This window comes from Saccharibacillus sp. WB 17 (assembly GCF_008634075.2).
In the GTDB taxonomy this organism is placed as follows: domain Bacteria; phylum Bacillota; class Bacilli; order Paenibacillales; family Paenibacillaceae; genus Saccharibacillus; species Saccharibacillus brassicae.
In genome coordinates, this window is record NZ_VPFK02000014.1 from 46,223 (window position 1) to 68,467 (window position 22,245).

Genomic DNA, 22,245 nt, shown 5'->3' on the forward strand with positions numbered 1-22,245 from the left:
CCGGGACGCTTTTGTCATGAAAATTTCCGTGTGTGCCCGCTTGCGCTTAGGGCTTGGAACTCAGGCGTTCTCTACCGGTCCGCGCATCGTCAAGCCGACGCGGCCTTTTTTGAGATCCGCGTTCAGCACCCAGACCGTCACCGTGTCGCCCACGGCCACGACGTCCATCGGATGCTTGACGAACTTCGTGCTGAGCTGCGAAATATGGACAAGACCGTCGCTTTTGATGCCGATATCGACGAAAGCGCCGAAATCGATCACGTTGCGCACGGTGCCTTGAAGCTCCATGCCCGGCTTGAGGTCTTCGATCTTCAGCACGTCGGTCCGGAAGATCGGAGCCGGCAGTTCTTCGCGCGGGTCGCGGCCCGGACGCTGAAGGCTCTCCAGAATGTCGCGCAGCGTAGGCAGACCGACTTCGAGCTTGTCCGCCAGCGCTTGGGCATCCGCCGCTTCCAGCGCCGCCGTCATGCCGGCCGTGCCGAGATCGGACGATTTGAAGCCGAGTTCGGCCAGCAGCCGGTCGACGACTTTGTACGATTCCGGGTGGATCGGCGTGCGATCCAGCGGGTTTTTGCCTTCGATACGCAGGAAGCCGGCGCATTGTTCGAGCGTTTTGGCGCCGAGGCGCGGCACTTTCTTCAGTTCGCTCCGGCTTCCGAACGAACCGTTCTCGTCGCGGTACTTGACGATGTTGCGGGCCGTCGTCTGGTTGATGCCGGCGACGTACGACAGCAGCGACGGCGAAGCGGTGTTCACGTCGACGCCGACGTGGTTAACGGCCGATTCGACGACGGCTTTGAGCTGTCCTTCGAGCTGCTTCTGCGAGACGTCGTGCTGATATTGGCCGACGCCGATCGCTTTGGGATCGATCTTGACCAGTTCCGCCAGCGGGTCCTGCACCCGCCTTGCAATCGAAGCGGCGCTGCGCTCCGCCGCGTCCATGTCCGGGAATTCTTCCTGGGCGACTTTGGACGCCGAATAGACGCTTGCGCCGGCTTCGTTGACGATCAGGTACGACAGCTTGCGCGCCTTGTAGTCGCCGATCCAGTCGGCGACGAACTGCTCGGTCTCGCGCGAAGCCGTGCCGTTGCCGATCACGATCAGCTCCAGGTCGTACTTGTCGACCAGTTCGCGGAACTTCTCGGACGCTTCGCGAATCTGATTGCGCGGCGGCGTCGGATAGGTGACGGCCACTTCAAGCAGCTTGCCCGTCTCGTCGACCGCGGCCAGCTTGCAGCCGGTCCGGAAAGCGGGGTCTACGCCGAGCACGCGCTTGCCGCGTACCGGCGGCTGAAGCAGCAGGCTCCGCAGATTGCCCGCGAAGATCGAAATAGCCTGCGCGTCGCCTTTTTCCGTCAGTTCGCCGCGCACTTCGCGTTCGATCGAAGGCCCGATCAAACGCTTGTAGGCGTCTTCGATCGAACGTTCGAGCAGCGGATGGACCGGCGACGAGCCTTGGATAACGCGTCTGCCGATATAACGCAGGATCGGCGCGGAGTCGGTCTCCAGCGACACTTTGAGCACGTTCTCGCGTTCGCCGCGGTTAATAGCGAGAATGCGGTGCGGCGGCATTTTTTTGGCCAACTCGCTGTATTTGTAATACATTTCGTAGACGGATTCCGCGGAAGCGTCTTTGGCTTCGGTGACGAGCAGCGCATGGTCCAGCGTATACGTGCGGACCCAGGCGCGAATCTTCGCGTCGTCGGCGAGCTGCTCGGACACGATGTCGAGCGCGCCCTGCAGCGCTTCTTCGGGCGAAGTCACGCCCGCGTCTTCGGACAGATAGCGCGACGCTTCGCGATCGAGGTCCGCGCGGCCCGGCTGGCTCATCAGCCACTCGGCCAACGGCTCCAGCCCTTTTTCCTTCGCGACGCTTGCGCGCGTCTTGCGCTTCTGGCGAAACGGACGGTACAGGTCTTCGACCTGCTGCAGCTTGGCGGCTTCCAGAATGGAAGTCTTCAATTCTGCCGTCAGCTTGCCCTGCTCTTCGATCGTGCGCAGCACCTCGAATTTGCGTACGTGAAGACCGCGCGCATACTGCACGCCTTCTTCGATATCTCTCAACTGGTTCTCGTCCAGTTCTCCGGTCATTTCTTTGCGGTACCGCGCAATAAACGGTACGGTGTTGCCTTCGTCCAGCAGCGCTACCGCCGCTTTGACCTGCTTGCCCGCTATGCCCAGCGCCTCCGCCGTCCGGCGGAACATCGCCTCGCGCTCGGTGGCCGTCATCTCGGACGAACCGGTCTCCTTGTTCAGTTCCAGATCCGACACTGTATCTCCCTCTTTCTTCCGCTGCTTGTTCTCCGGCCGCCTGCGCGGCCTTGTTCTTTTCGCGGGCCTGCTGCTCGCGCCGCGAAAAAACGGTGTACCCATTATGACAGACAGACCTCGTTGTCCGCAAACCGAAATCGAAATCCGATCGCTGCGTGCCTGCGAAAAAGACGGCACGAACCGCCTCCGGCCCGTTCTACAGCGCCAGCCAAATATGGCGGGCAAACTTCCCTTTGCGGACCGTGCAGCGATCCGCGACATACAATCCGACCGCTTCGATCTCCGCCCCGATCTCCTGCGTCGCGACGATCACGCACCGGTCGGCCAGGCGCCGCGCCGAACGCAGCATGTCCATGCGTTCGCCCGCCGTCAGCACCGAACACAGATTATACGGCAAATCGAGCACGAGCGCATCGTACCGCCCTTCAAGCGTGCGCATGTCCGCGACGCCTACGCGGCCCGGCAGCCCGAAATGCGCCAGATTCTCCCGCGCGCCGATCGCCGCCAGCGGATTCAGGTCGAAGCCGTCGATCGCGATGCCCATCGAAGCGGCTTCGACGAGTACCGTGCCGATGCCGCAGCACGGGTCGACCGCGCGCACGCCGTCCGGCGCGGGCACGGCGATATTCGCGACCGCCCGCGCCGTCCGCGTGCCGAGCGCGGTCGAATACTGGCGCGGCTTGGCGTTGTGCTTCAGCCAGATTGCTTCGCTCTCCGCGTAGCGGCCCAGATGCCACAAGCCGTCCGCCCAAGCGACGCCGTACAGCCGCTGCGGACGCTTCATGTCCGCCTGTCCGGCAAATCCGGCGCCGACCAAGCGTTCGATCGCGCGGCGCTGGGCATAATCGGCCTTGCCTTCCGCTTCGATATAACGAAGCTTGAACGTCTCGCCGTTCAGCGCGATCGCGGAAGCCGCCTGCGCAAGTTGTTCCAGATCGGCCGCGCTGAACGAGATCTCCAGCTTCCCGCGGACGAAAGGACTGCGCGAAGGATCGACGTTCCGGTCGGAACGCACGAATCTTTCCCGGGGGACGCTGCCGAGCAGGATGCGCAGTTCCATCCGGCACAGCGAGCTTTCGTCTTCGTGGCAGGCAAAATCGTACATATATTTCTGTTCGTGATCGTTTTCCATTTTCCCGTCCTTTTCCCGCGCGCCCGAAAAGGCGAAGCCTGCGTACGGCCGAGCCGCCGCTGCGCTTCGCCTTGCCTGCCCGAATCGCTGCCTGCGCATATCGGGATATTCTTCGAATCCGAATCTTTTGTGCAATCTTCCATACCGAATACAAAACATTCAAAATTCAAGATCATTCTTCCAGACCGAATTCGCCAAAAAGAATCTGTTCAGGCTGTTTTCCGTACCGAATTCGCCATTTTGCACTCCGTATCGCGGCAGATAGACCGCTTATTCGGAAGTATGGACCGTCTGCGCCGCGGCCGTCTCTGCCTGGCCTGACGCCGGTTCTTCGAACTCCGGCTGCAGCGGCTTGCGGCCGCGCATAAGCCCTTCGGTCAGCTTGCGGCCGGTCGGCGTCTGTGCGAGGCCGCCCTGCCCCGTCTCGCGGTGTCCGCTCGGCATCGCCGCACCGACTTCCAGCATGACGCTGACGACTTCGTCGGACGGAATAGCGCTGCGCACGCCGGCCAGCCCCATATCGGCCGCGGCCAGCGCGTTGACGGCGCCCAGCCCGTTACGGACGATGCACGGGATCTCGACGAGCCCGGCGACGGGATCGCAGATCAGGCCCAGCGTGTTCTTGAGCGCGAGGCCGACGGCATGCATCGCCTGTTCGGCGTTGCCGCCGCGCAGTTCGACCAAAGCGCCCGCCGCCATGCCGATCGCCGAGCCGACTTCGGCCTGGCAGCCGCCTTCGGCGCCGGAGATAAACGAATTGTTGGCAATGACGTAGCCGATCGCTCCGGCCGCGAACAATCCGTTCACCATATGTTCGTCGCTCCAGCCGAAACGTTCCTGCGAACTGACGAATACGCCCGGAATGATTCCGCACGAACCTGCCGTCGGCGTCGCGATGATCCGGCCCATCGAAGCGTTGACTTCCGAGACCGCCAGCGCATAGGCCATGGCCCGCGACGAAGGATCGCCGGAAGACGGCGTGCCGTTCTCCGCAAGGTCCAGCACTTTGACCGCGTCGCCGCCGCTAAGGCCGCTGCGCGACACATTTTGTTCGGACAATCCGAGCCGCACCGCTTCTTTCATCTTGCCGTAATAGTCGGACATCTGCGCCGTGATCTCTTCGCGCGAAACGCCCGTTTCGGCGGCCTGCTCCTCGATCATGATCTCGGCGAGCGTCTTGCTCTCCGCCTGGCTGATCGCCGTCAGTTCTTTTAATGTACGGAATCTCATTGCGTTATGCCCCCCTGCCGCTCAAATTGATGACTGTCACTTCTTTGACTTCTTCGATCTGCCGCAGCTGCGCGAGCAGCTCCGCGTCGGGCACGGAGTCCAGCTCCATCACCGTCATCGCTTCCGCGCTGCGCCCTTTGCGGTCGACGCCCATATACCCGATATTCGTATCGCTGCCGCCGAGCCGCGCGGTCAGCGAAGCAAGCACGCCCGGACGGTCGTCGTGCAGCACGACGATCGTCGGGTATTCGCCGCTGCAGCGCACGTCGAAGCCGTTCATTTCATGGATCATGACGGTGCCTCCGCCGATCGAAGCGCCGAGCACCTGCGCGGTGCGGCCGTCCGCCGCCGTCAGCTCAAGCTTCGCCGTATTCGGATGCGGAGCCAGGCCGACGCCTTTGAAAAAGGAGATCTCGATACCGAGACGCTCCGCTTCCTCGAGCGCGTCCGCTACGCGGGCATCGTCCGTGGCGTAGCCGAGCAGTCCGCCCGCAAGCGCCAGATCTGTTCCGTGTCCCCAATACGTCTCGGCGAACGAACCGTACAAAGCGATTTTGACGGTCTTCGGCTGCTCGCCGAGCAGCTGCCTCGCAATCAGTCCGATGCGCACCGCTCCAGCCGTATGTGAGCTAGAAGGACCGACCATGGAAGGTCCTATAATCGAAAACACATTTTTAAACCGCATCTGAACGTTCTCCTCGCTGTATGTTTAATCGTGATCGACAAGGCCTTTTGGGGCGCAGTCGTTTATTTATAAGCACTCACCCGCTATTTTACACCTCATCCCGCCTGACGTCGACGCCTTCGCACTACTTCGACACCGCAGCGAAGTCCTGTCCGCGTCCGTTCGGATTCCGGGGTTCAAACGGCTGAATCGTTATGTTCGTGTTAGGTATTCTGCTTTATTGTCTGCTTTATTGTCTGCTTCATTGCCGTCTCTGCCTGCTTCTTCGAACATGGCGAATTGCGCGCACAAAAGAAGCCTGCGACCGCCCAAGGCGGAAACAGGCCGATTCCTCTCAACTGCTAAACGGCGAAAAAAAGAGCACGCGCGCGCGAAAGAATTCGCACGAACGTGCTCTTTTTCCGATTGGTGCAGACCGCGCTTCCCGTCCGCGGACGGATGCGGCCGCTCCGAATCCCGATCGAACGACTGGCTGTGTTCCGGATTAAAAATCAACCAAGCTCAAGCTGATTTGCAAAGACTCGTCGACCCGCTTCATCGTTTCTTCGCCGAGTCTCGTAATCCGGTCGGTCAGGCGCTGCTTGTCGATCGTTCGAATCTGTTCGAGCAGGACGACGGAATCGCGATCGAATCCGTGCGTCTTGGCATCGATCTCCACGTGCGTCGGCAGCTTGGCTTTTTGAATCTGGGCGGTAATCGCCGCGACGATGACCGTAGGGCTAAAGCGGTTGCCGATATCGTTCTGGATCACCAGAACCGGACGCACCCCGCCCTGCTCGGATCCCACTACTGGCGAGAGATCCGCAAAAAATACGTCACCGCGTTTTACAAGCAATAGTTACACCCCGCTTACTAAGCGAACCAGAGTGATGTCCGCATCTTCCTCCGCATGAAACGCTTCACAAGCCATCGACAAATTGATATGGGCCATTTCCATGTAACCCTGCTGCATCGACTCGCGGATATACCGCTTCTTCCGGTCGACCAAATACTGTCTCATTGCCAGCCTGATCAGTTCACTGCGATTGGAATTTTCCAGAGCTGCGATCCCATCCACTTCCTGCAGAAGATGATCAGGCAGGCTGATCATCACTCTCTTGGTGCTTTGCAAGTTCGCCACCGTTCGTCCACCCCCATGAGCTTTTACCCGTCAACGGTCCCTTGATCTTGTCGAAAAACTCCGTTGGAATCGGGGACTGTTGAAATAGCGTATATACGATTCGTATATCACCTGTGCTGCCACCCATTATAGCTCACAATCTTTCATCCGTACACCCTATTTCTTCACACTTTACTCGGAAAGCACTCGAAACCGGTTTGGATTTTCATGCAAAAGGGGGTTTAATTCCGCAATAACAACACCCGTTCGGGTATAAATTCGCGGTACGCGATTGGCGAGCATGCACACCACTTCGTAATGGATCGTTCCCAGTTTGGCGGCAATTTCGTCCGCGGAGATGACTTCCCCGGACTGGCTGCCGAGCAGGACAACCTCCTCGCCTTCTTGGATATCTTCCGCGTCGGCGAAAGATTTGAGCGACACCATACATTGGTCCATACAAATCGTTCCGGCCACCGGAACCCTGCGGCCCCGGATCAGCACTTCGGCTTTGCCGCCGAGCATCCGCGAGTAACCGTCGGCATAGCCGATCGGCAGCGTCGCGATCCGCTCGCCCGCTTCCGCCGTGTACAGCGAGCCGTAGCTGATCCCCATCGCCCGAGGAAGCGTCTTGACGAAGACGGCTCTGGTCTTGAGTGTCAGCACCGGCTTGAGCGCAACGGCGGTGCGGTTGACTTCGCGGGAAGGATAGAACCCGTACAACGAAATTCCGATGCGAACCATTTTCGGTGAAAAGCCCGGCGTGTCGATCGCGGCGGCACTGTTGCCGGTATGTATCAACGGAATTTCGATGCCTTCTTGCGCAAGCGCGTCCGTCGTGCCGCGGAACGCTTCGTACTGAATCACGGTATAGGCCTTGTCGGCTTCATCCGCTCTGGCAAAATGCGTAAACAATCCTTCGACCTCGATCCCGTCCGCTTCAAGCGCTCTTTTGACGAAGTCGGTCGCATCCGGACCGGCCATCCGTCCGAGACGGCCCATGCCGCTGTCCACTTTGACGTGAACCTTGAGCCGGCTGCCGGACGGGGAACGACCCAGATGGCGCGCCGCTTCGAGCACCTCGTCGCTGAACAGGGCCACCGTGATCTCCCGATCGCGTGCGATCGCAAGTCCTTCGGGGGGCGTATAGCCGAGCACGAGAATCGGCATGACGATCCCCGCTTCTCGAAGCTCCAACGCTTCATCCAGGAAAGCGACGCTCAAATAATCGGCACCGAGACGCTCCAGCTCGCGGCTGACCTCCACCGCTCCATGCCCGTAGGCATTCGCTTTGACGCAGGCCAGCAGAAGAGTCGAAGCTTCAAGGTGCAAACGAAAAGCCTCGTAGTTGGCGCGAAGCGCATCCAGATCCACGACGGCTTGGGTAGGACGATACTGCATAGGCAAAACAGCCACCTCTAACGTAAATTTGTTAATTCCAGCGTAAGCTTGGGAAGCGGGGCTGTCAATGCCGGCAGACCAGTCCACACCGTCGAAGAATTGCAGGTACAAAGAAGGCCAGAGACAAAATCCGCCTTAATGAAAAGATTACCCGCTCCGGGTTTTTTAGAAGCGCCGCAAAGCGGCCGATTTTCCCCGGGCGGGCAATTTTTTAAAATTTGGGCATTACAGCGTTCTCAAGACTCCGTTTCGCGCGGCACCCACTCGAACAAGTCCCCTTCTTCCATCGCGTCGATCACCCGGTCCAGCCAGCGGTAATAGCTTTCGGCCTGGCGGATTTTCTCCCGGTCTTTTTTCAGAACGCCTGAGGTGAACTCGCTCGTGTCGGGCTGTTCGAGCAGCCGGTCGATCTCTTTGATCGCGCGGCGCAGCACCTGGAGATTATTTTCGACGGCCCGGCGCCATTGGGTAGCAAAATAGTCCGTAAATGTCTGATACCAGTCGTACTCGACTTCATACAGATCTTTTCTGGACCCTTTTTCCCAGACCTTATTGACCATGTTCAAATCGAGCAGCGTGCGCACGCCGGTACTCATGCTCGTCTTGCTCATTTGCATTTCGCGGCCCATGTCGTCGAGCGTCATCGGTTTGTCCGCAAAAAACAGCAGCCCGTACAGATGTCCGGTCGACAGCGTCACGCCGTACAATTCCATGTTTTTGCCCACGACTTCGATGACGCGTTTGCGGATGCGCTGCACCCTGTCGTGTTCTTCTTCGTTCCACTGGTCCTGGTCCAAGCCCATGCCTGAAGCCTCCTTAATCTCTTTCCCTATACGCTTTTTATAACAGGCCCGCATGCGGCGATGCAAGCTTCATCTATGCTTTCTGCGCATATGACCTTATAAATGTCCAGTCTCGCATACGCAAGATTTGTCATTTTTTATTTTAGGAGAACGTCAATCAATTGTAAAGTTTCTTAAAAAAGAGCATACGTGAGCAATTTCGAGCATTTACGACTATTACTTTGTACAGTTTTTTCTGTACGAACTTAACGTACGGATATGAAGGTTGAAAAGAAAAGATTGCTTTGTTACAATTTAGGACGTTGGTATCACGGAGCTCGGTTGGTTCCGGGGACCCGGTTTTTTACCATTAAAGACGCCGTCCCCGAACCATGCAGCCTATCCACCATTCGGCGCCTGCCGGAAAAAGATGCCTTTAAATAGAAAAGAGGGGTGAACGAAATGCCGATACTCAGCATTCGGAACGTAAGCAAATTGTTCGGACCTAACGCTGCCCAGGGTGTCAAGTTACTGGGACAAGGCTATAACAAGGAAAAGCTGGCCAAAGAGAAACAAATCACCGTCGGGGTCAACCAGGTGAACATGGATATCGAGCCTGGCGAAATTTTCGTCATCATGGGCTTGTCGGGCAGCGGCAAGTCGACGCTCGTACGCATGTTCAACCGGCTGATCGATCCGACCGCGGGACAAATTCTCGTGCACGATAAAGACCTGATGAAGATGAATGCCGAACAGCTGCGCGACGTGCGCCGCAAAACGATCAGCATGGTCTTCCAGAAGTTCGCGCTGTTCCCGCACCGCACCGTGATCGAGAACGTCGAATACGGACTTGAAATCCAAAAAGTCGAAAAGTCGAAGCGCTACGAGAAAGCGAAGCAATCGCTCGAACTCGTCGGCCTCAAAGGCTGGGAAGATAAAATGCCCGACGAACTCAGCGGCGGCATGCAGCAGCGCGTCGGCCTCGCCCGCGCGCTCGCCAACGATCCCGAAGTGCTGCTGATGGACGAAGCGTTCAGCGCGCTCGACCCGTTGATTCGCCGCGACATGCAGGACGAACTGCTCGACCTGCAGGAGAAGATGAAAAAAACGATTATCTTCATTACCCATGACCTGGACGAGGCGCTTCGCATCGGAGACCGCATCGCACTGATGCGCGACGGCGAAGTCGTGCAGATCGGCACGCCGGAAGAGATTCTGATCCAGCCGGCCAACCGCTACGTGCAGCGTTTCGTCGAAGACGTGGACTTGTCCAAAGTGCTGACCGCGTCACACGTCATGCGCCGGCCCGAGACGATTACGCCGGACCGCGGTCCCCGCGTCGCGCTGGAACTGATGCGCGAACGCGCGGTCTCCAACCTGTTCGTGATCGACCGCAGCAAGCGGCTGCTCGGTGCCATTACCGCCGAAGACGCTTCTCGCGCCGTCAAGGACAAGCTGACTATTGAAGATATCCTGATTCCGGGATGTCCCGTCTGTCCGCCGGATCGCCTGATCGGCGAAATGTTCGAACTCAGCAGCACGTCTCCGATTCCGATTTCGGTCGTGGATGCGGACAACCGCCTGATGGGCGTCGTCGTTCGCGGCAGCCTGCTTGGCGCCATGGCCGGAGAAGTGGAAAACGAAGGAGGTTATAGCCGTGCCGATTAATCTGATTACCGCCGAGATGCCCAAGCTTCCGATCGCGAAATGGGTCGACTCGGTCGTGGACTGGATGAGCATCAACCTGGAAGGATTGTTCGACGGCATCGCTTTTACGATCGAAAAAGTCGTCGGCCTGTTCACGGACCTGTTCATGCTGCCCCATCCGATCCTGTTTATCGTTCTGCTGGCCGTTATCGCCTACTTCGCCGGCAAATGGAAACTGTCGCTGTTCAGCGTACTGGGCTTCCTGCTGATCTGGAACCTCGGTTACTGGGATGCCACGATGAGCACGCTCGCGCTCGTCCTGACGTCCGGCTTGATCTCGATCATCATCGGGATTCCGATCGGGATCCTGTGCGCGAAAAGCAAAGGCGCTTCGAGCGTCATCACGCCTCTGCTCGATTTCATGCAGACCATGCCGGCGTTCGTCTATCTGCTGCCGGCCGTCACGTTCTTTAGCCTCGGCGTCGTGCCGGGCGTGATCGCTTCGATTATCTTCGCGATTCCGCCGACGATCCGCCTGACCAACCTGGGCATTCAACAAGTATCCGGCGAACTCGTGGAAGCGGCCGACGCTTTCGGTTCGACCGGCGCGCAGAAGCTGTTCAAGGTTCAACTGCCGCTTGCGATGCCGACCATTCTGGCCGGTATCAACCAGACGATCATGCTGTCGCTGTCGATGGTCGTTATCGCCTCGATGATCGGCGCGCAGGGCATCGGCGTCGAAGTGTACCGCGCCGTCACGCAGCTGCATATCGGCCAGGGCTTCGAAGCCGGACTTGCCGTCGTCGTGCTGGCAATCGTACTCGACCGTCTCTCGCAAAATATATTCAAACCTGCTAGAAAAAGGAGAAATGCGTAATGAAAAAGTTTAACTTCGGCACGAAAAAATGGTTCGGAATGACAAGTCTCGCCGCTATGCTCGTCCTCGGTGCCTGCTCTTCGGGCGGAGGCGCTTCTACCGGCGCCGCCGGCTCCGGTTCGGAATCCGCTTCGCTCGGCGACCAGGTCGACCACAAGATCATCGGCATCGATCCGGGCGCCGGCATCATGAACGCGACGCAAAAAGCGATTACCGATTACGGTCTGAACGACTGGACGCTGATCGAAGGTTCCGGCGCGGCGATGACCGCAACGCTCGACAAAGCGATCAAAAAAGAAGATCCGATCGTCATTACGGGCTGGACGCCGCACTGGATGTTCTCCAAATACGATCTGAAATACCTGGAAGATCCGAAGAAATCGTACGGCGACGCGGAAGAAATCCATACGATCGCCCGCAAAGGACTGGAACAGGATCACCCTGAAGCTTACCAGTTCCTGAGCAACTTCAAATGGACGGAAGACGAAATGGGCGAGCTCATGATCGCGATCCAGGACGGCACGCCGGCCGAACAAGCGGCCAAAGACTTCGTAGCCGCCCATCCGGAGCGCGTCGCCGAATGGACCGACGGCATTACGCCGGCAAGCGGCGACACCGTTACCCTCGCGTACGTCGCTTGGGATTCCGAGATCGCAAGCTTCAGCCTCGTGCAGGAAATCATGCAGGAGAAACTCGGCCTGACAGTCAAAGGCCTGCAGGTCGAAGCCGGCCCAATGTGGCTCGGCGTCGCTCAAGGCGATGCCGACGCGAGCCTTGCCGCATGGCTGCCGCTTACCCACGCCGACTACTGGGGCCAGTACAAGGACAAGCTGGACGACCTCGGCGCCAACATGACGGGCGTCAAGACCGGCCTGGTCGTACCGGCTTACGTCGACGCGACTTCGATCGAAGACATGGTCGACGCGAAGTAAGATTCGAAGTGAAATTCGAAGTAAGCAGTAAGATTTGAAGTCATGATGAAGCGATCCTTTCGGGGATCGCTTTTTGTTATGGATTCGGCGATAGCAGCGCCCGATCCACAGCAAAACGATACACCAAAAAGACGCGGCCCCAACCGGGGTCGCGTCTTTGGGCTGCCTTGCGGCAGCGCAGGCATGCGGGAACTTCGAACCGTCAGCCTGCGAAAAGCGCGTCTTATGCTTTCTCGCCGACTACGCTGAAGCGTTGGTTCACATGCTTGGCGTTCTCGATCTCGTCGACGATCGCGATCGCGTAATCGGCGTAGCTGATATAGCTGTCGCCCGCGGCATTGACGGTGAGCACTTCGCCCGCGGTCTGGTAGCGGCCGGTTCTGGCTCCGGCTTCGTCGAAGAACGCGGCCGGGCTCAGGAACGTCCAGCGGATGCCTTCGGAAGCCTGAAGGTCCTGCAGGTTCTGGCCCTGGCTGGACGCGGTCGGCTTGAACAGGTCGGGGAAGTCCGGCGTATCGACCAGGCGGGTCGTCTGCGCTTCGTCCACGAACAGGCTGCCGGCTCCGCCGACGACGATCAGGCGGGAATCCGGCGCGCCCTGGAACGCTTGGATCAGCGTGCGGCCCGCTTCGATATGGCCCGATTCCCGGCCGGGAGGCATGCCGATCGCGTTGACGACGGCGTCGAAGCCGATGACGTCTTCGGCGGTCAGGTTCATCACGTCTTTTTGCACGGCCTGCACGCCTTCCAGATCGAACTTGGACGTATCGCGCACAAAGGCCGTCACGTCATGGCCGCGCTGCACGGCTTCCTTCACGATCAACTGTCCCGCTTTGCCTGTGGCGCCGATTACTGCAATCTTCATAATATAAAACCTCCATTGGGTTGAGTGTGGACCGATCCGTGTCCGGCCGCCGAACCGCAGTGCGCATCCGGCGAATCTCTCGAATCGATATAATGTAACTATTATAGTTACATTAACTTTCTTTTGTCAACCCTCTTCTGCCCGTTCCAATCGTTCGGCGTACAAAAAAACGGCTTTTCGCGTCAACCCTCGTTGAAACGCGAAAAGCCGTCCAGATCAAACAGGATGTTTTTTTACGAACAAGACGCCGACAAAACAACGTTGTTAAAAAACGATCAGGCTTCGCCCTTAGGTCCGCGGTACAGCGCTTTGCCTTCCAGCACGCGCAGGGGTACGGTCCATTGTTCGTTGTCCGGCATCATGTCGAGCGCGTCTTCGGCCGCCTGCAGCTTGGCATCGAGCTGATCGATATAATGCAGCGCGATCGCTTCGGCCGTCTGCGGCTGCACCGGGCTGCCCCACTCGCCTTTGTTATGGTGCGCAAGTACCATATGCTGCATCAGGATGACTTTCTCCGACGCCGGGTCCATCGCAAGCTTGATCGCCGCTTCCGTGATCCAGGTCGAAGCGAGCGCCAGATGTCCCATCAGTTTGCCGGTGAAGCTGTACTCGGACACAACGCCGAGTTCGGCGGTCATCTCTTCCGTCTTGGCGATGTCATGCAAGATGATGCCCGCGAGCAGCATGTCCCGGTTCAGGAACGGACGCTGTTTGCAGAGGAATTCCGCCAGTTCGAGCATGCGGACGGTGTGGTAGGCGAGACCCGCGTAGAACGCGTGGTGCATCGCTTTGGCAGCCGGATAATGCATCAGCTTGTCGCCGACTTTGTCGATGCAGTAATCGACGAGGCGGCGCAGATCCGTGTCCGAGATGCCCGCGGCGGTCGTCTTGATCGTGTAGACCAGATCGTTCGGCGGCACGGGAGCGGAGCGGATAAAGTCGGTCAGCGTGTAGCCGTCTTCCGGATCGGCCGGACGAAGCTTGCTGACTTTGAACTGCGGCTTTTCTCTGTATTTCTGGACGATACCGCGCACTTTGACGAGCATGGGCGGGAAAAAGGTCTCTTTGTCCGCGGTGCTGACGTCCCAAAGCTTGGCCGGAATCTCGCCGCTGGCATCCGCCAGCACGAGATCGAAATAGTCTTTGGGCGGCGTGGAATTGGTCTGTTTGAGATCGGCGGACTTTAACAGGTAGAACCCGATAATATCGTCGCCTTCGATAAATTCTTTGATGGTTTTCATTGCGTTCCTCCATGAGTTGAGTCCGGGGACGAAAAACAGATTGTTCTGGCGCCCCTTTCTTCTATTATATAGGTTTACGGCTCAGGAACGAAATACGAATCCGCACGGGTGGGTGCGATTTTTGCGAAGAGAACGTATTCATTCGGCAAAAAAAGTTTCGCGGCAGGCGGACCGAACCGATTCGGGCCGCTGCGCCGCGAAGCACCATGCACAATCCGGGCTTATCGGATCAACCGGACTTTGCCGCTTCCGGCCGGAACATGGAACGTCGTCCCGCGGATTTCCGCCAGAAAAGGAATCGCTTCCCCGTTCAATTCTACCGACGAAGCGGAGCGTCCGTGTACCGTCAGCCGGAACGAGGCGTAAGTCTCCCTGTCATAACCGGCATGGCCGGCTTCCCAGGCGATCTCAAGCTCGCCGTCTTGTTCGCTCTGGCTGAAGCGGTACTCGTTGTAGCTGCCGCTGCGGTAATCGAAGCTCTCGCCGTCGTCCTGCGTATGCACGTATTCGCCTGTGCCGGGATAGACGTCCAGCAGCAGTTCCTTGATCTTCAGCTCGCCCACATACTTCTGATCCGGGTAAGCGGGCAGGAACGAACCGGCGCGCACGTAGATCGGGCAGACGTCGAGCGGAGCTTCCGCCAGAATGACGCGGCCGCCTTCGAGCGTCTCGCCGCTGCGGTAATCGATCCACGAGCCTTCCGGCAGGTAGACGGCCCGATGCCGCTTGCCCTGCTCGATCACGGGCGCGACCAGCATCCGGCTGCCGAACAGGAACTGATCGTCGAGTTCGTGCACGTGCTCGTCTTCCGGGAATTCCAGCAGCAGCGGACGCATCGGCGGCAGGCCGGTCTGTTCCGCTTCGCGCATCAGGTCGTACAGATACGGCAGCAGGCGATAGCGCAGCTTCATCGCTTTGCGGTACGCGTCGAGCGTGTCTTCGTCGTACGCCCACGGTTCCTGATCGCGCGTGCCGATCGCCGTGTGGTTGCGGAACAGCGGGCTGAACGCCCCGACCTGCACCCAGCGCGCAAGCAGCTCCGGCGTGCAGTCGTGCGAGAACCCGCCGACGTCGCAGCCGTTGAACGCGAATCCGCTCAAGCCCAGATTGAGCGTCATCGGAATCGACAGCCGCAGATGTTCCCAGAAGCTCTGGTTGTCGCCGGTCCAGACGGTCGAATACTTTTGCGTGCCCGCGTAAGCGGCGCGCGTAATGACGAACGGCCGTTTGCCGGAAGCTTCGAGTATGCCGTCATACGTCGATTTGGACATCAAATGGCCGTAGACGTTATGGATCTCCAGGTGATCGGCGCTTCGTCCGTCGTTCTTGAAGCGCACGTCGTCCGGCAGCGGTCCGTTGAAGCTCGCCGGTTCGTTCATGTCGTTCCAGATGCCCGCGATGCCGGCGTCGAGCATGATCTTCTGGTTATTCGCCCACCATCGGCGCACCGGCTCGTCGGAGAAGTCCGGGTAGACGGAGTCGCCCGGCCAGACCGCGTTGACGTAAGGCACGCCGTCGCGGTCGGTCGCATAGAACCCTTTTTCCAACCCTTCTTCATAGATGCCGTACCCGCGGTCTTTTTTGACGCCCGGATCGATGATCGTGACGACCTTGATCCCCATTTCGCCGAGCCGTTTCGTGAGCGCCGCCGGGTCGGGGAAGCGTTCGTCGTCCCACGTGAACACGCGGTAGCCGTCCATGTAATCGACATCCAGATGGATGACGTCGAGCGGCAGATCGTGTTCCCGGAATTTCTCCGCGATCTCCAGCACTCTCGATTCCGGCGCGTACGACCATCTCGACTGATGCGCACCGAGCGTCCACAGCTGCGGAAGCGGCGTGCGGCCGGTCAATGCGGTGTAGCGCGACACGACGTTTTTGGGATCGGGACCGTAGATGAAGTAATAATCCAGATTGCCGCCGTCGGCGCCGAAGTAATAGTAGTCCGAATTTTCTTTGCCCAGATCGAAAAACGTTTTGAACGGATTGTCGAAAAAGAGCCCGTACGCGGCCCGCTCCTTCAGCGTAATGAAAAACGGAATGCTTTTGTACAGCGATTTATGGCTCTCGACATGCGGCGACGGATCGTCCGTATTCCACATTTCGTATTCGTAGCCCCGTTTGTTGAGCGGTCCCGTCTTGTCGCCGAGGCCGTAAAATTTCTCTTCGCCTTCCATTGCTTTGAGGACCTGGATCTTGTGGTGTTCGCTCGTGCGCATGGCGGCGTGGCCTTCGCCTTCCGCGATGCTGACGTTGCCCCGGCGCGGGAACGGTTCGCGTTCGCCCCGGTAATCGAGGCAGAGCGGCGTGCCCGCGGCATCGTAAAAATCGACTTTGAAATGATCGTAGACGCGCACTGTCAGCTGCTCCGTGACGATCTCGATCCGTCCGTCGCGTTCGCTGACCGTATAATCGCATACCACGAACGCCGGATTCGGCTGCTCGACCGCGCGTGATTCGTGCTCCTGCGTGTGCAGCGGCGCAAACACGTTGATGACCCCCGCATTCACGACTTCGATCCGCCCGATGCCTCCTTCGAATTGAATCGAGACGCGGCGTCCTTCTTTTTCGTATGCTGTTCGTTTGCCCCACATATCGCTGTTGTCCTCCTTCGGCGTCATATCGTGCTTTCTCTCTATTAACCTTGAACGATGGGGGAAGCGTTGTCAAATGGGCAAAAAAGAATCAATAAATCGCTTATCCGCTGCGCCCTGCCGGAAAACCGGTGTTCGCGGAAGCCTCAAGTTGACACCTTCGCTTATATATCGTATTATTTGAATATTACGATATATAAAAGGAGTGAGCCGTATGACTCTTCCCGACTTCAACGGGAACGACCTGCAAAAATTCGACGAGCCGGCCAATCTACTGAAAGCTCTGTCCCATCCGGTGCGGCTGTGCATCGTGCGCGGACTGATGCGCAAAAAGAAATGCAACGTGTCGTACATGCAGGAATGCCTCGGCATCCCGCAGTCGACCGTCTCGCAGCATCTGCAAAAGCTGCGCGGCGCGGGCATCGTCTCGACCGAACGCAGCGGACTGGAAATGAACTATGTGTTGGCGGATCGACGGATCGAAGAAATCGTAAAAGCGTTATTCGGAGAGGAAGAGTGCGAATCGTGAGCAAAAAAGTATTGATCGTCGGCGGCGTGGCGGGAGGCGCTTCGGCCGCCGCGCGGCTGCGGCGTCTGGACGAACACGCGGACATTATCCTGTTCGAAAAAGGCCCTTATATCTCGTTCGCCAACTGCGGCCTGCCTTATTACATCGGCGGAGCCATCGCCGATCGCGAACGGCTGCTCGTGCAGACGCCCACAGGAATGGCCGACCGCTTCCGCATCGACGTGCGCACGAGAAGCGAAGTGATCTCGATCGATCCGCAGCGCCGCACCGTGCAGGTGCAAAGCGGGGAACGCGGCCTGTACGAGGAAAGCTACGACGAGCTGATTCTGTCGCCGGGCGCCCGCCCGGTCGTGCCGGACGTGCCGGGTGCCGACCATCCGCTGATCCACACGGTGCGCAATATTCCGGATATCGACCGGATCAAAGAACAAGTATCGCCGGGCGGCGGCAAATCCGCCATCGTGATCGGAGGCGGATTCATCGGGGTCGAAATGGCGGAGAACCTCAAGGAAGCCGGTCTGGACGTTACGCTCGTCGAAGGCAATCCGCAGCTGCTCGCGCCGTTCGATCCCGAACTCGCCGCGATCTTGGCGCAGGAGATGGAGCAGCGCGGCGTTCGGCTGCTGTTCTCGCAGCGCGTGCAGGGCTTCCGCTCTGTCGGCGCGGGCATCGGCGTCGAGCTGCCCGACAATCGCGTACTGACCGCCGATCTCGTCATTCTGGCGGTCGGGGTGAAGCCGGATACGGCTTTTCTCGCGGCTAGCGGCCTTGAACTCGGCCCGCGCGGACATATCGTCGTCAACGAGGCGCTGGAGACGAGCGCTCCGCACGTGTACGCGGTCGGCGACGCGATCGAAGTCGCCGATTACGTGCACGGCACCCGGACCGCGGTGCCGCTGGCCGGCCCGGCCAACAAGCAGGGCCGGATCGCGGCGGACCGGATCGGCGGCCTGAACTCGACGTACCGCGGCACGATGGGCACCGCCGTCATCAAAGTGTTCGACCTGACGGGCGCTTCCGTAGGCAGCAGCGAGAAGACGCTCAAACGTCTCGGCGTCCCTTACCGCAGCGTCATCGTGCATCCTTCGTCGCACGCTTCCTATTATCCGGGCTCCAGCGCGATCACGCTGAAGCTGCTGTTCGCGCCGGAAGGCAAAGTGCTCGGCGCGCAGGCCGTCGGCTACGCAGGCGTCGAGAAACGGATCGACGATATCGCTGTCGCGATCCATTTCGGCGGTCAGGTGCAGGATCTGACCGAACTGGAACTGAGCTATGCGCCGCCGTTCTCTTCCGCCAAAGATCCGGTGAACATGGCCGGCTACGCGGCGGACAATATTCTCGCCGGCCGGGTCCGGTCGTTCTCCTACGACCAACTGGCCGACCGCCGGCCGGAAAGTTCCGTGCTGCTCGACGTGCGCAGCGAACTGGAACATGCCGGCGGGCATATTCCCGGCTCGATCTCTATCCCGGTCGACGAGCTGCGCGACCGGCTCGGCGAACTGGACCCGACCCTGGAAGTCTGGGTCTACTGCCAGGTCGGCTTGCGCGGGTATACCGCGTCCCAAATCCTGCGCCAGCACGGCTTCGACGCGCGGAATCTCAGCGGCGGCTACAAGACGTACCGGCAGGCCGCGTTCCGGCCGCGGGAGCTGCCGTTCGAGCCCGATTCCGAGCCCAATTCCGATTCTGGTTCGGGCTTCGGTTCCGATCGCAAGCCCGATTCCGATCCCGATCGCAACTCCGGTCTCTACTCCGATTCGGACTCCGGCTTCGACCGCAGCCCGGATGCCGGGATGCTTCCGCAGAAGACGCGGCCGCTTGCGGTCGACCGCGAGCTGGATGCCCGCGGCTTGAGCTGCCCCGGTCCGCTTATGCAGGTCAAGCAGGCGATGGATCAGCTCGCGGACGGGCAGACGCTGCGCGTGCGCGCGTCCGATCCCGGCTTCTACGAAGACATCCGCGCCTGGGCCGATATGACCGCGTCTTCGCTGCTGCGGCTCGAACGCGGAGCCGGCGGCGTTATCGAAGCGACGCTCGCCAAGCGCGCAGCCGCGCCGGACCCCGCTGCGCCGCATACGCCGGCCGCGGCCGAGCCGGCCAGTACGATGGTCGTATTCAGCGGAGAACTGGACAAAGCGATCGCGTCCTTCATCATTGCGAACGGCGCGGCGGCCAGCGGACGCAAAGTGACGATGTTCTTCACGTTCTGGGGACTGAACGTCATTCGCAAGCCCGAACGCCAAGCCGTCAAGAAGACGACGATGGGCCGCCTGTTCGATCTTATGCTGCCCCGCAGCAGCCGCAAGCTCGGCTTGTCCCGCATGAACATGCTGGGCGCAGGACCCAAGATGATTCGCGGGCTGATGAAGACCCACAACGTCGATTCGCTGGAATCGCTGATCCGGAGCGCGGCCGATCAGGGCGTGGAGATGGTCGCCTGCCAGATGTCGATGGACCTGATGGGCATCCGGCGCGAAGAATTGATGGATCACGTACAGAGCGGCGGCGTCGGCCATTATCTCGGCCGGGCGGCGCAGGCCAACCATAATCTGTTCGTCTGAATGCCGTGCGTACGTCCGAACGCCGGACGCACGTACGGCATCGGCAGACATACCGAAAAGATCCGCTCCTTCCAAGTAAGGGAGCGGATCTTTGGCATGCAGGATGCAAGTCCTATCGGAGCGGGGCGTGTCTGGAAGATCCGAAGACGGAACCTGCGCACAAGCCTGCCCTTTTTGGCGTATACTGGTCAAGAGGAACTTCGAATTTTCGGCTCGTTAGCCCAGAAATTGTTCGGCGGACGTCACGCGGGCATACATGCCGTCGAGCGCGCCAATGAAAGAGTAATGAACCTGTTCGGCCGTTACGGTCTTGCCTCCGTAAGCCAATTCTCTCGTTGCGCAGGCGTCTTCGATCAGCGTCACTTTGTAGCCCATGTCAACCGCGGCGCGCACGGTAGCATCAATGCACATATGCGTCATCATGCCCACGATCACGAGATCGGTCACGTCTTTGGCTTTCAGTTTGCTTTCCAGATCGGTCTGCAGGAAGCTGTTCGGGAAATGCTTCGTCGTGACGCTCTCGTCGCCTTCCGGCTTGACGGCGGCGTGGATCTCCACTCCGTTCGTATCCGGCAGGAAGAAGCCCATAGCCGGATCGGCCGCGATATGCTGCACATGGAAAATCAGATCCTGGCGGTCTTGTCTGAATGATTCAAGTACTTGCGCGGCCTTGGCGGCAGCTTGCTCCGGCTGGCTCAGTTCCATATTGCCGTTTGGGAAATAGTCGTTCTGAATATCGATCAAGATCAAAGCGGTTGTCATTAGGTTCACCTCATCCGTAATTTGCTTACCTTCCAATCATAGAGAACAATCGGGAAACGGTACAGGCGCCGGCGAAACGCTTTGACGCCAACCGGTTTCACCGCGAAAGGAGTTGCACGATGCAGCTGGATTCCATCGACGTTCAGATTCTTCAAGCGCTGTCCGAGCATTCGCGCATTCAATGGAAAGACCTCGGGGAACGTATTCACATGACGGGACAAGCGGTCGGCGCCCGGATCAAAAAGCTGGAAGACAGCGGCGTCATCAAAGCGTATTCCCTGATTCTGGACGAGGTGAAATTGGGTTTTCCTTATACGGCGTTCGTCATCATCTATATGAAAACGACCGACCACGACGCGTTCGTCCGTTTCGTCAACGAACGCAGCGAGATTACGGAAGCCCACCGTATCTCCGGGGAAGGGTGCTATCACCTGACGTTGAAGATCGAATCGCAGGAGCGGTTGAATGCCTGCCTGGACCAACTGCTGCACTACGGCAATTACAACGTCAACCTGTCGATCAAAACGGTCAAAGACCACGGCCGCCCGATGCCGCAGCTGTCCCCGCAGCCTGCGCAAACAGAGACCTGAGCCTGCTCGGGTCTCTGTTTTTTTCTATTTTTCGCAGCGTCTTATCCGTTCAGGTCTTCCCCGTTCGTTTTACCGGAAAGTCCGGCGAACCCATTCGGCTATGCCGGACAAGTCAAGCTGTGCTTTTACCTCGTCGTCCACGTCTGCAAATTGTGGAAGAAGGTTCGTATGGGCGCTGACCCATTGATACATCCCTTTGAGGCCCGCCGCGGTTTGCGCACCGAGCATCGGCGCCATTGCGGCTTCGAAATGGTCGAATGGAAGCGACACGAACCGTACGTCTTGGCCAAGCGCGCTTGCGAAAATATTCGCCAGCTCGTCGCCGGTCACGTTCTCCGCGCCCGGAGCCGTTAATACGCTTCCCGCCAATTCCGGATGCGTCAACGCATAGACATGATACTGCGCCGCGTCGTCCAGACTGATCCAGGAGATCGGCCGATCGGACGGAACCGGATAAGCGAGTACGCCTTCGTTAAATACGCCCGGAATCAAAAGGTTTTCCAAATAATTGATCGGCTCTACCCCGATCCACGGAAGCCCGCTTTGCCGCACCTGATCGAGCAGGTTCCGTCTGATCTCTACGGCCAGCGTATCGGTAGGCTGATCGGCCGGAACGTAGCCGCCCGTATTTACGACGAGCAGCTCGACTTTGGCTTGAACGGCCGCTTCGATCGCATTCTTCACGTAAGTATCGAACCTGGCCGTGTCGAATTCGACGGGAATGTTCAGGAATACCCGATCCACGCCCGCATGCGCTTGATGCAAAGCTTGCATATCGGCCATATCTCCCACGAAAGCTTCGATGCCCTGCTCTTCAAGCTTCTTCGCGCTGGCCGAATGGCGCGTGAGGCTGCGTACGTGTTGTCCTTGGTCCAATAAACGGGCGGCGACCGCTCCTCCTTGTGCGCCGGAAGCGCCATATACGAAATAAACCGGGTTTTTGGGCATGTCCAACAACCTTCCTCTCTCCAAGCTGATTATTCCAAGCGGGTTCCCGACCAGATATTTGTGCAAACGATCCTATCTGTAGTCTAACGAACCTGAATC

The 22,245-nt window shown here is 59.0% G+C and carries 17 protein-coding genes and 1 pseudogene; 5 read left to right on the top strand and 13 right to left on the bottom strand.

Annotation, left to right across the window (positions count from 1 at the left end):
* Nucleotides 1–60 precede the first annotated feature (60 nt).
* The 8 genes from FTE24_RS06170 to FTE24_RS06205 all read right to left on the bottom strand — a co-directional run bounded on the left by FTE24_RS06170 (nt 61) and on the right by FTE24_RS06205 (nt 8,621).
* On the bottom strand, nt 61–2,205 hold the full coding sequence (locus FTE24_RS06170) for a Tex family protein (RefSeq protein ID WP_415663179.1): 2,145 nt from the start codon (nt 2,203–2,205) through the stop codon (nt 61–63).
* Between the two features lie 262 nt (nt 2,206–2,467).
* A complete protein-coding gene (locus tag FTE24_RS06175; protein ID WP_150231616.1) occupies nt 2,468–3,403 on the bottom strand; it encodes a TRM11 family SAM-dependent methyltransferase in 936 nt (311 codons plus the stop codon).
* 270 nt (nt 3,404–3,673) lie between these two features.
* Nucleotides 3,674–4,633: an L-serine ammonia-lyase, iron-sulfur-dependent, subunit alpha gene (gene sdaAA / locus FTE24_RS06180; RefSeq protein WP_150231619.1), complete on the bottom strand. Its 960-nt coding sequence runs from the start codon at nt 4,631–4,633 to the stop codon at nt 3,674–3,676.
* Between the two features lie 4 nt (nt 4,634–4,637).
* Complete coding sequence (sdaAB, locus tag FTE24_RS06185) at nt 4,638–5,318, bottom strand: L-serine ammonia-lyase, iron-sulfur-dependent subunit beta (protein WP_150231621.1); 681 nt, start codon at nt 5,316–5,318, stop codon at nt 4,638–4,640.
* Nucleotides 5,319–5,802: 484 nt separating this feature from the next.
* Complete coding sequence (locus FTE24_RS06190) at nt 5,803–6,153, bottom strand: type II toxin-antitoxin system PemK/MazF family toxin (RefSeq protein ID WP_018975909.1); 351 nt, start codon at nt 6,151–6,153, stop codon at nt 5,803–5,805.
* Nucleotides 6,154–6,156: 3 nt separating this feature from the next.
* A complete protein-coding gene (locus tag FTE24_RS06195) occupies nt 6,157–6,438 on the bottom strand; it encodes a CopG family ribbon-helix-helix protein (RefSeq protein WP_018975910.1) in 282 nt (93 codons plus the stop codon).
* A gap of 171 nt (nt 6,439–6,609) precedes the next feature.
* Nucleotides 6,610–7,824, bottom strand: a complete 1,215-nt coding sequence (gene alr, locus FTE24_RS06200; protein ID WP_150231623.1) for an alanine racemase — start codon at nt 7,822–7,824, stop codon at nt 6,610–6,612.
* Nucleotides 7,825–8,054: 230 nt separating this feature from the next.
* Nucleotides 8,055–8,621 carry a GbsR/MarR family transcriptional regulator gene (locus tag FTE24_RS06205; protein ID WP_150231625.1) on the bottom strand — a complete coding sequence of 189 codons (567 nt, stop codon included), beginning with the start codon at nt 8,619–8,621 and terminating at the stop codon, nt 8,055–8,057.
* Nucleotides 8,622–9,062: 441 nt separating this feature from the next.
* On the opposite strand from FTE24_RS06205, the gene FTE24_RS06210 reads away from it, so the two are divergent.
* Together FTE24_RS06210 and FTE24_RS23600 are read left to right on the top strand one after the other, a co-directional pair.
* A complete protein-coding gene (locus FTE24_RS06210; RefSeq protein ID WP_150231626.1) occupies nt 9,063–10,268 on the top strand; it encodes a quaternary amine ABC transporter ATP-binding protein in 1,206 nt (401 codons plus the stop codon).
* 16 nt (nt 10,269–10,284) lie between these two features.
* Nucleotides 10,285–12,041: pseudogene (locus FTE24_RS23600) on the top strand (glycine betaine ABC transporter substrate-binding protein); the annotation flags it as partial.
* Nucleotides 12,042–12,279: 238 nt separating this feature from the next.
* Here the strand turns inward: FTE24_RS23600 and FTE24_RS06225 are convergent.
* The 3 genes from FTE24_RS06225 to FTE24_RS06235 all read right to left on the bottom strand — a co-directional run bounded on the left by FTE24_RS06225 (nt 12,280) and on the right by FTE24_RS06235 (nt 16,756).
* On the bottom strand, nt 12,280–12,921 hold the full coding sequence (locus FTE24_RS06225) for an NAD(P)-dependent oxidoreductase (protein ID WP_150231630.1): 642 nt from the start codon (nt 12,919–12,921) through the stop codon (nt 12,280–12,282).
* A gap of 275 nt (nt 12,922–13,196) precedes the next feature.
* Nucleotides 13,197–14,162, bottom strand: a complete 966-nt coding sequence (locus FTE24_RS06230; RefSeq protein WP_150231631.1) for a 3'-5' exoribonuclease YhaM family protein — start codon at nt 14,160–14,162, stop codon at nt 13,197–13,199.
* Between the two features lie 221 nt (nt 14,163–14,383).
* Nucleotides 14,384–16,756: a glycoside hydrolase family 31 protein gene (locus tag FTE24_RS06235; protein ID WP_150231634.1), complete on the bottom strand. Its 2,373-nt coding sequence runs from the start codon at nt 16,754–16,756 to the stop codon at nt 14,384–14,386.
* A 214-nt stretch (nt 16,757–16,970) separates the two neighbouring features.
* Here FTE24_RS06235 and FTE24_RS06240 point away from each other — a divergent pair, with 214 nt between their 5' ends.
* Together FTE24_RS06240 and FTE24_RS06245 are read left to right on the top strand one after the other, a co-directional pair.
* On the top strand, nt 16,971–17,285 hold the full coding sequence (locus tag FTE24_RS06240; protein ID WP_150231636.1) for an ArsR/SmtB family transcription factor: 315 nt from the start codon (nt 16,971–16,973) through the stop codon (nt 17,283–17,285).
* Nucleotides 17,282–19,846 carry an FAD-dependent oxidoreductase gene (locus FTE24_RS06245; protein WP_150231638.1) on the top strand — a complete coding sequence of 855 codons (2,565 nt, stop codon included), beginning with the start codon at nt 17,282–17,284 and terminating at the stop codon, nt 19,844–19,846. The genes FTE24_RS06240 and FTE24_RS06245 overlap by 4 nt, the downstream gene beginning before the upstream one ends.
* Before the next feature lie 216 nt (nt 19,847–20,062).
* Here the strand turns inward: FTE24_RS06245 and FTE24_RS06250 are convergent, their stop codons facing one another.
* The gene (locus FTE24_RS06250) at nt 20,063–20,608 is read right to left on the bottom strand and encodes a cysteine hydrolase family protein (protein WP_150231640.1); all 546 of its coding nucleotides are present in this window, start codon (nt 20,606–20,608) and stop codon (nt 20,063–20,065) included.
* A gap of 119 nt (nt 20,609–20,727) precedes the next feature.
* Between FTE24_RS06250 and FTE24_RS06255 the strand changes: the two genes are divergently transcribed.
* Nucleotides 20,728–21,198: an Lrp/AsnC family transcriptional regulator gene (locus FTE24_RS06255; protein ID WP_141448901.1), complete on the top strand. Its 471-nt coding sequence runs from the start codon at nt 20,728–20,730 to the stop codon at nt 21,196–21,198.
* A gap of 69 nt (nt 21,199–21,267) precedes the next feature.
* On the opposite strand, the gene FTE24_RS06260 is transcribed toward FTE24_RS06255, so the two are convergent.
* Nucleotides 21,268–22,146, bottom strand: coding sequence for an SDR family oxidoreductase (locus FTE24_RS06260; protein ID WP_150231642.1), 879 nt, complete (start codon nt 22,144–22,146; stop codon nt 21,268–21,270).
* Nucleotides 22,147–22,245: the final 99 nt, after the last annotated feature.

Excerpts from the sequence above, each read along its gene's own strand:
- FTE24_RS06240 (WP_150231636.1), top strand. The coding sequence starts at position 16,971 with ATGACTCTTCCCGACTTCAACGGGAACGACCTGCAAAAATTCGACGAG.
- FTE24_RS06230 (WP_150231631.1), bottom strand. The coding sequence starts at position 14,162 with ATGAAAACCATCAAAGAATTTATCGAAGGCGACGATATTATCGGGTTC.
- sdaAA (WP_150231619.1), bottom strand. The coding sequence starts at position 4,633 with ATGAGATTCCGTACATTAAAAGAACTGACGGCGATCAGCCAGGCGGAG.
- FTE24_RS06210 (WP_150231626.1), top strand. The coding sequence starts at position 9,063 with ATGCCGATACTCAGCATTCGGAACGTAAGCAAATTGTTCGGACCTAAC.
- FTE24_RS06225 (WP_150231630.1), bottom strand. The coding sequence starts at position 12,921 with ATGAAGATTGCAGTAATCGGCGCCACAGGCAAAGCGGGACAGTTGATC.
- sdaAB (WP_150231621.1), bottom strand. The coding sequence starts at position 5,318 with ATGCGGTTTAAAAATGTGTTTTCGATTATAGGACCTTCCATGGTCGGT.
- FTE24_RS06260 (WP_150231642.1), bottom strand. The coding sequence starts at position 22,146 with ATGCCCAAAAACCCGGTTTATTTCGTATATGGCGCTTCCGGCGCACAA.
- FTE24_RS06170 (WP_415663179.1), bottom strand. The coding sequence starts at position 2,205 with ATGTTCCGCCGGACGGCGGAGGCGCTGGGCATAGCGGGCAAGCAGGTC.
- FTE24_RS06175 (WP_150231616.1), bottom strand. The coding sequence starts at position 3,403 with ATGGAAAACGATCACGAACAGAAATATATGTACGATTTTGCCTGCCAC.
- FTE24_RS06205 (WP_150231625.1), bottom strand. The coding sequence starts at position 8,621 with ATGGGCTTGGACCAGGACCAGTGGAACGAAGAAGAACACGACAGGGTG.
- FTE24_RS06235 (WP_150231634.1), bottom strand. The coding sequence starts at position 16,756 with ATGTGGGGCAAACGAACAGCATACGAAAAAGAAGGACGCCGCGTCTCG.
- FTE24_RS06250 (WP_150231640.1), bottom strand. The coding sequence starts at position 20,608 with ATGACAACCGCTTTGATCTTGATCGATATTCAGAACGACTATTTCCCA.
- FTE24_RS06255 (WP_141448901.1), top strand. The coding sequence starts at position 20,728 with ATGCAGCTGGATTCCATCGACGTTCAGATTCTTCAAGCGCTGTCCGAG.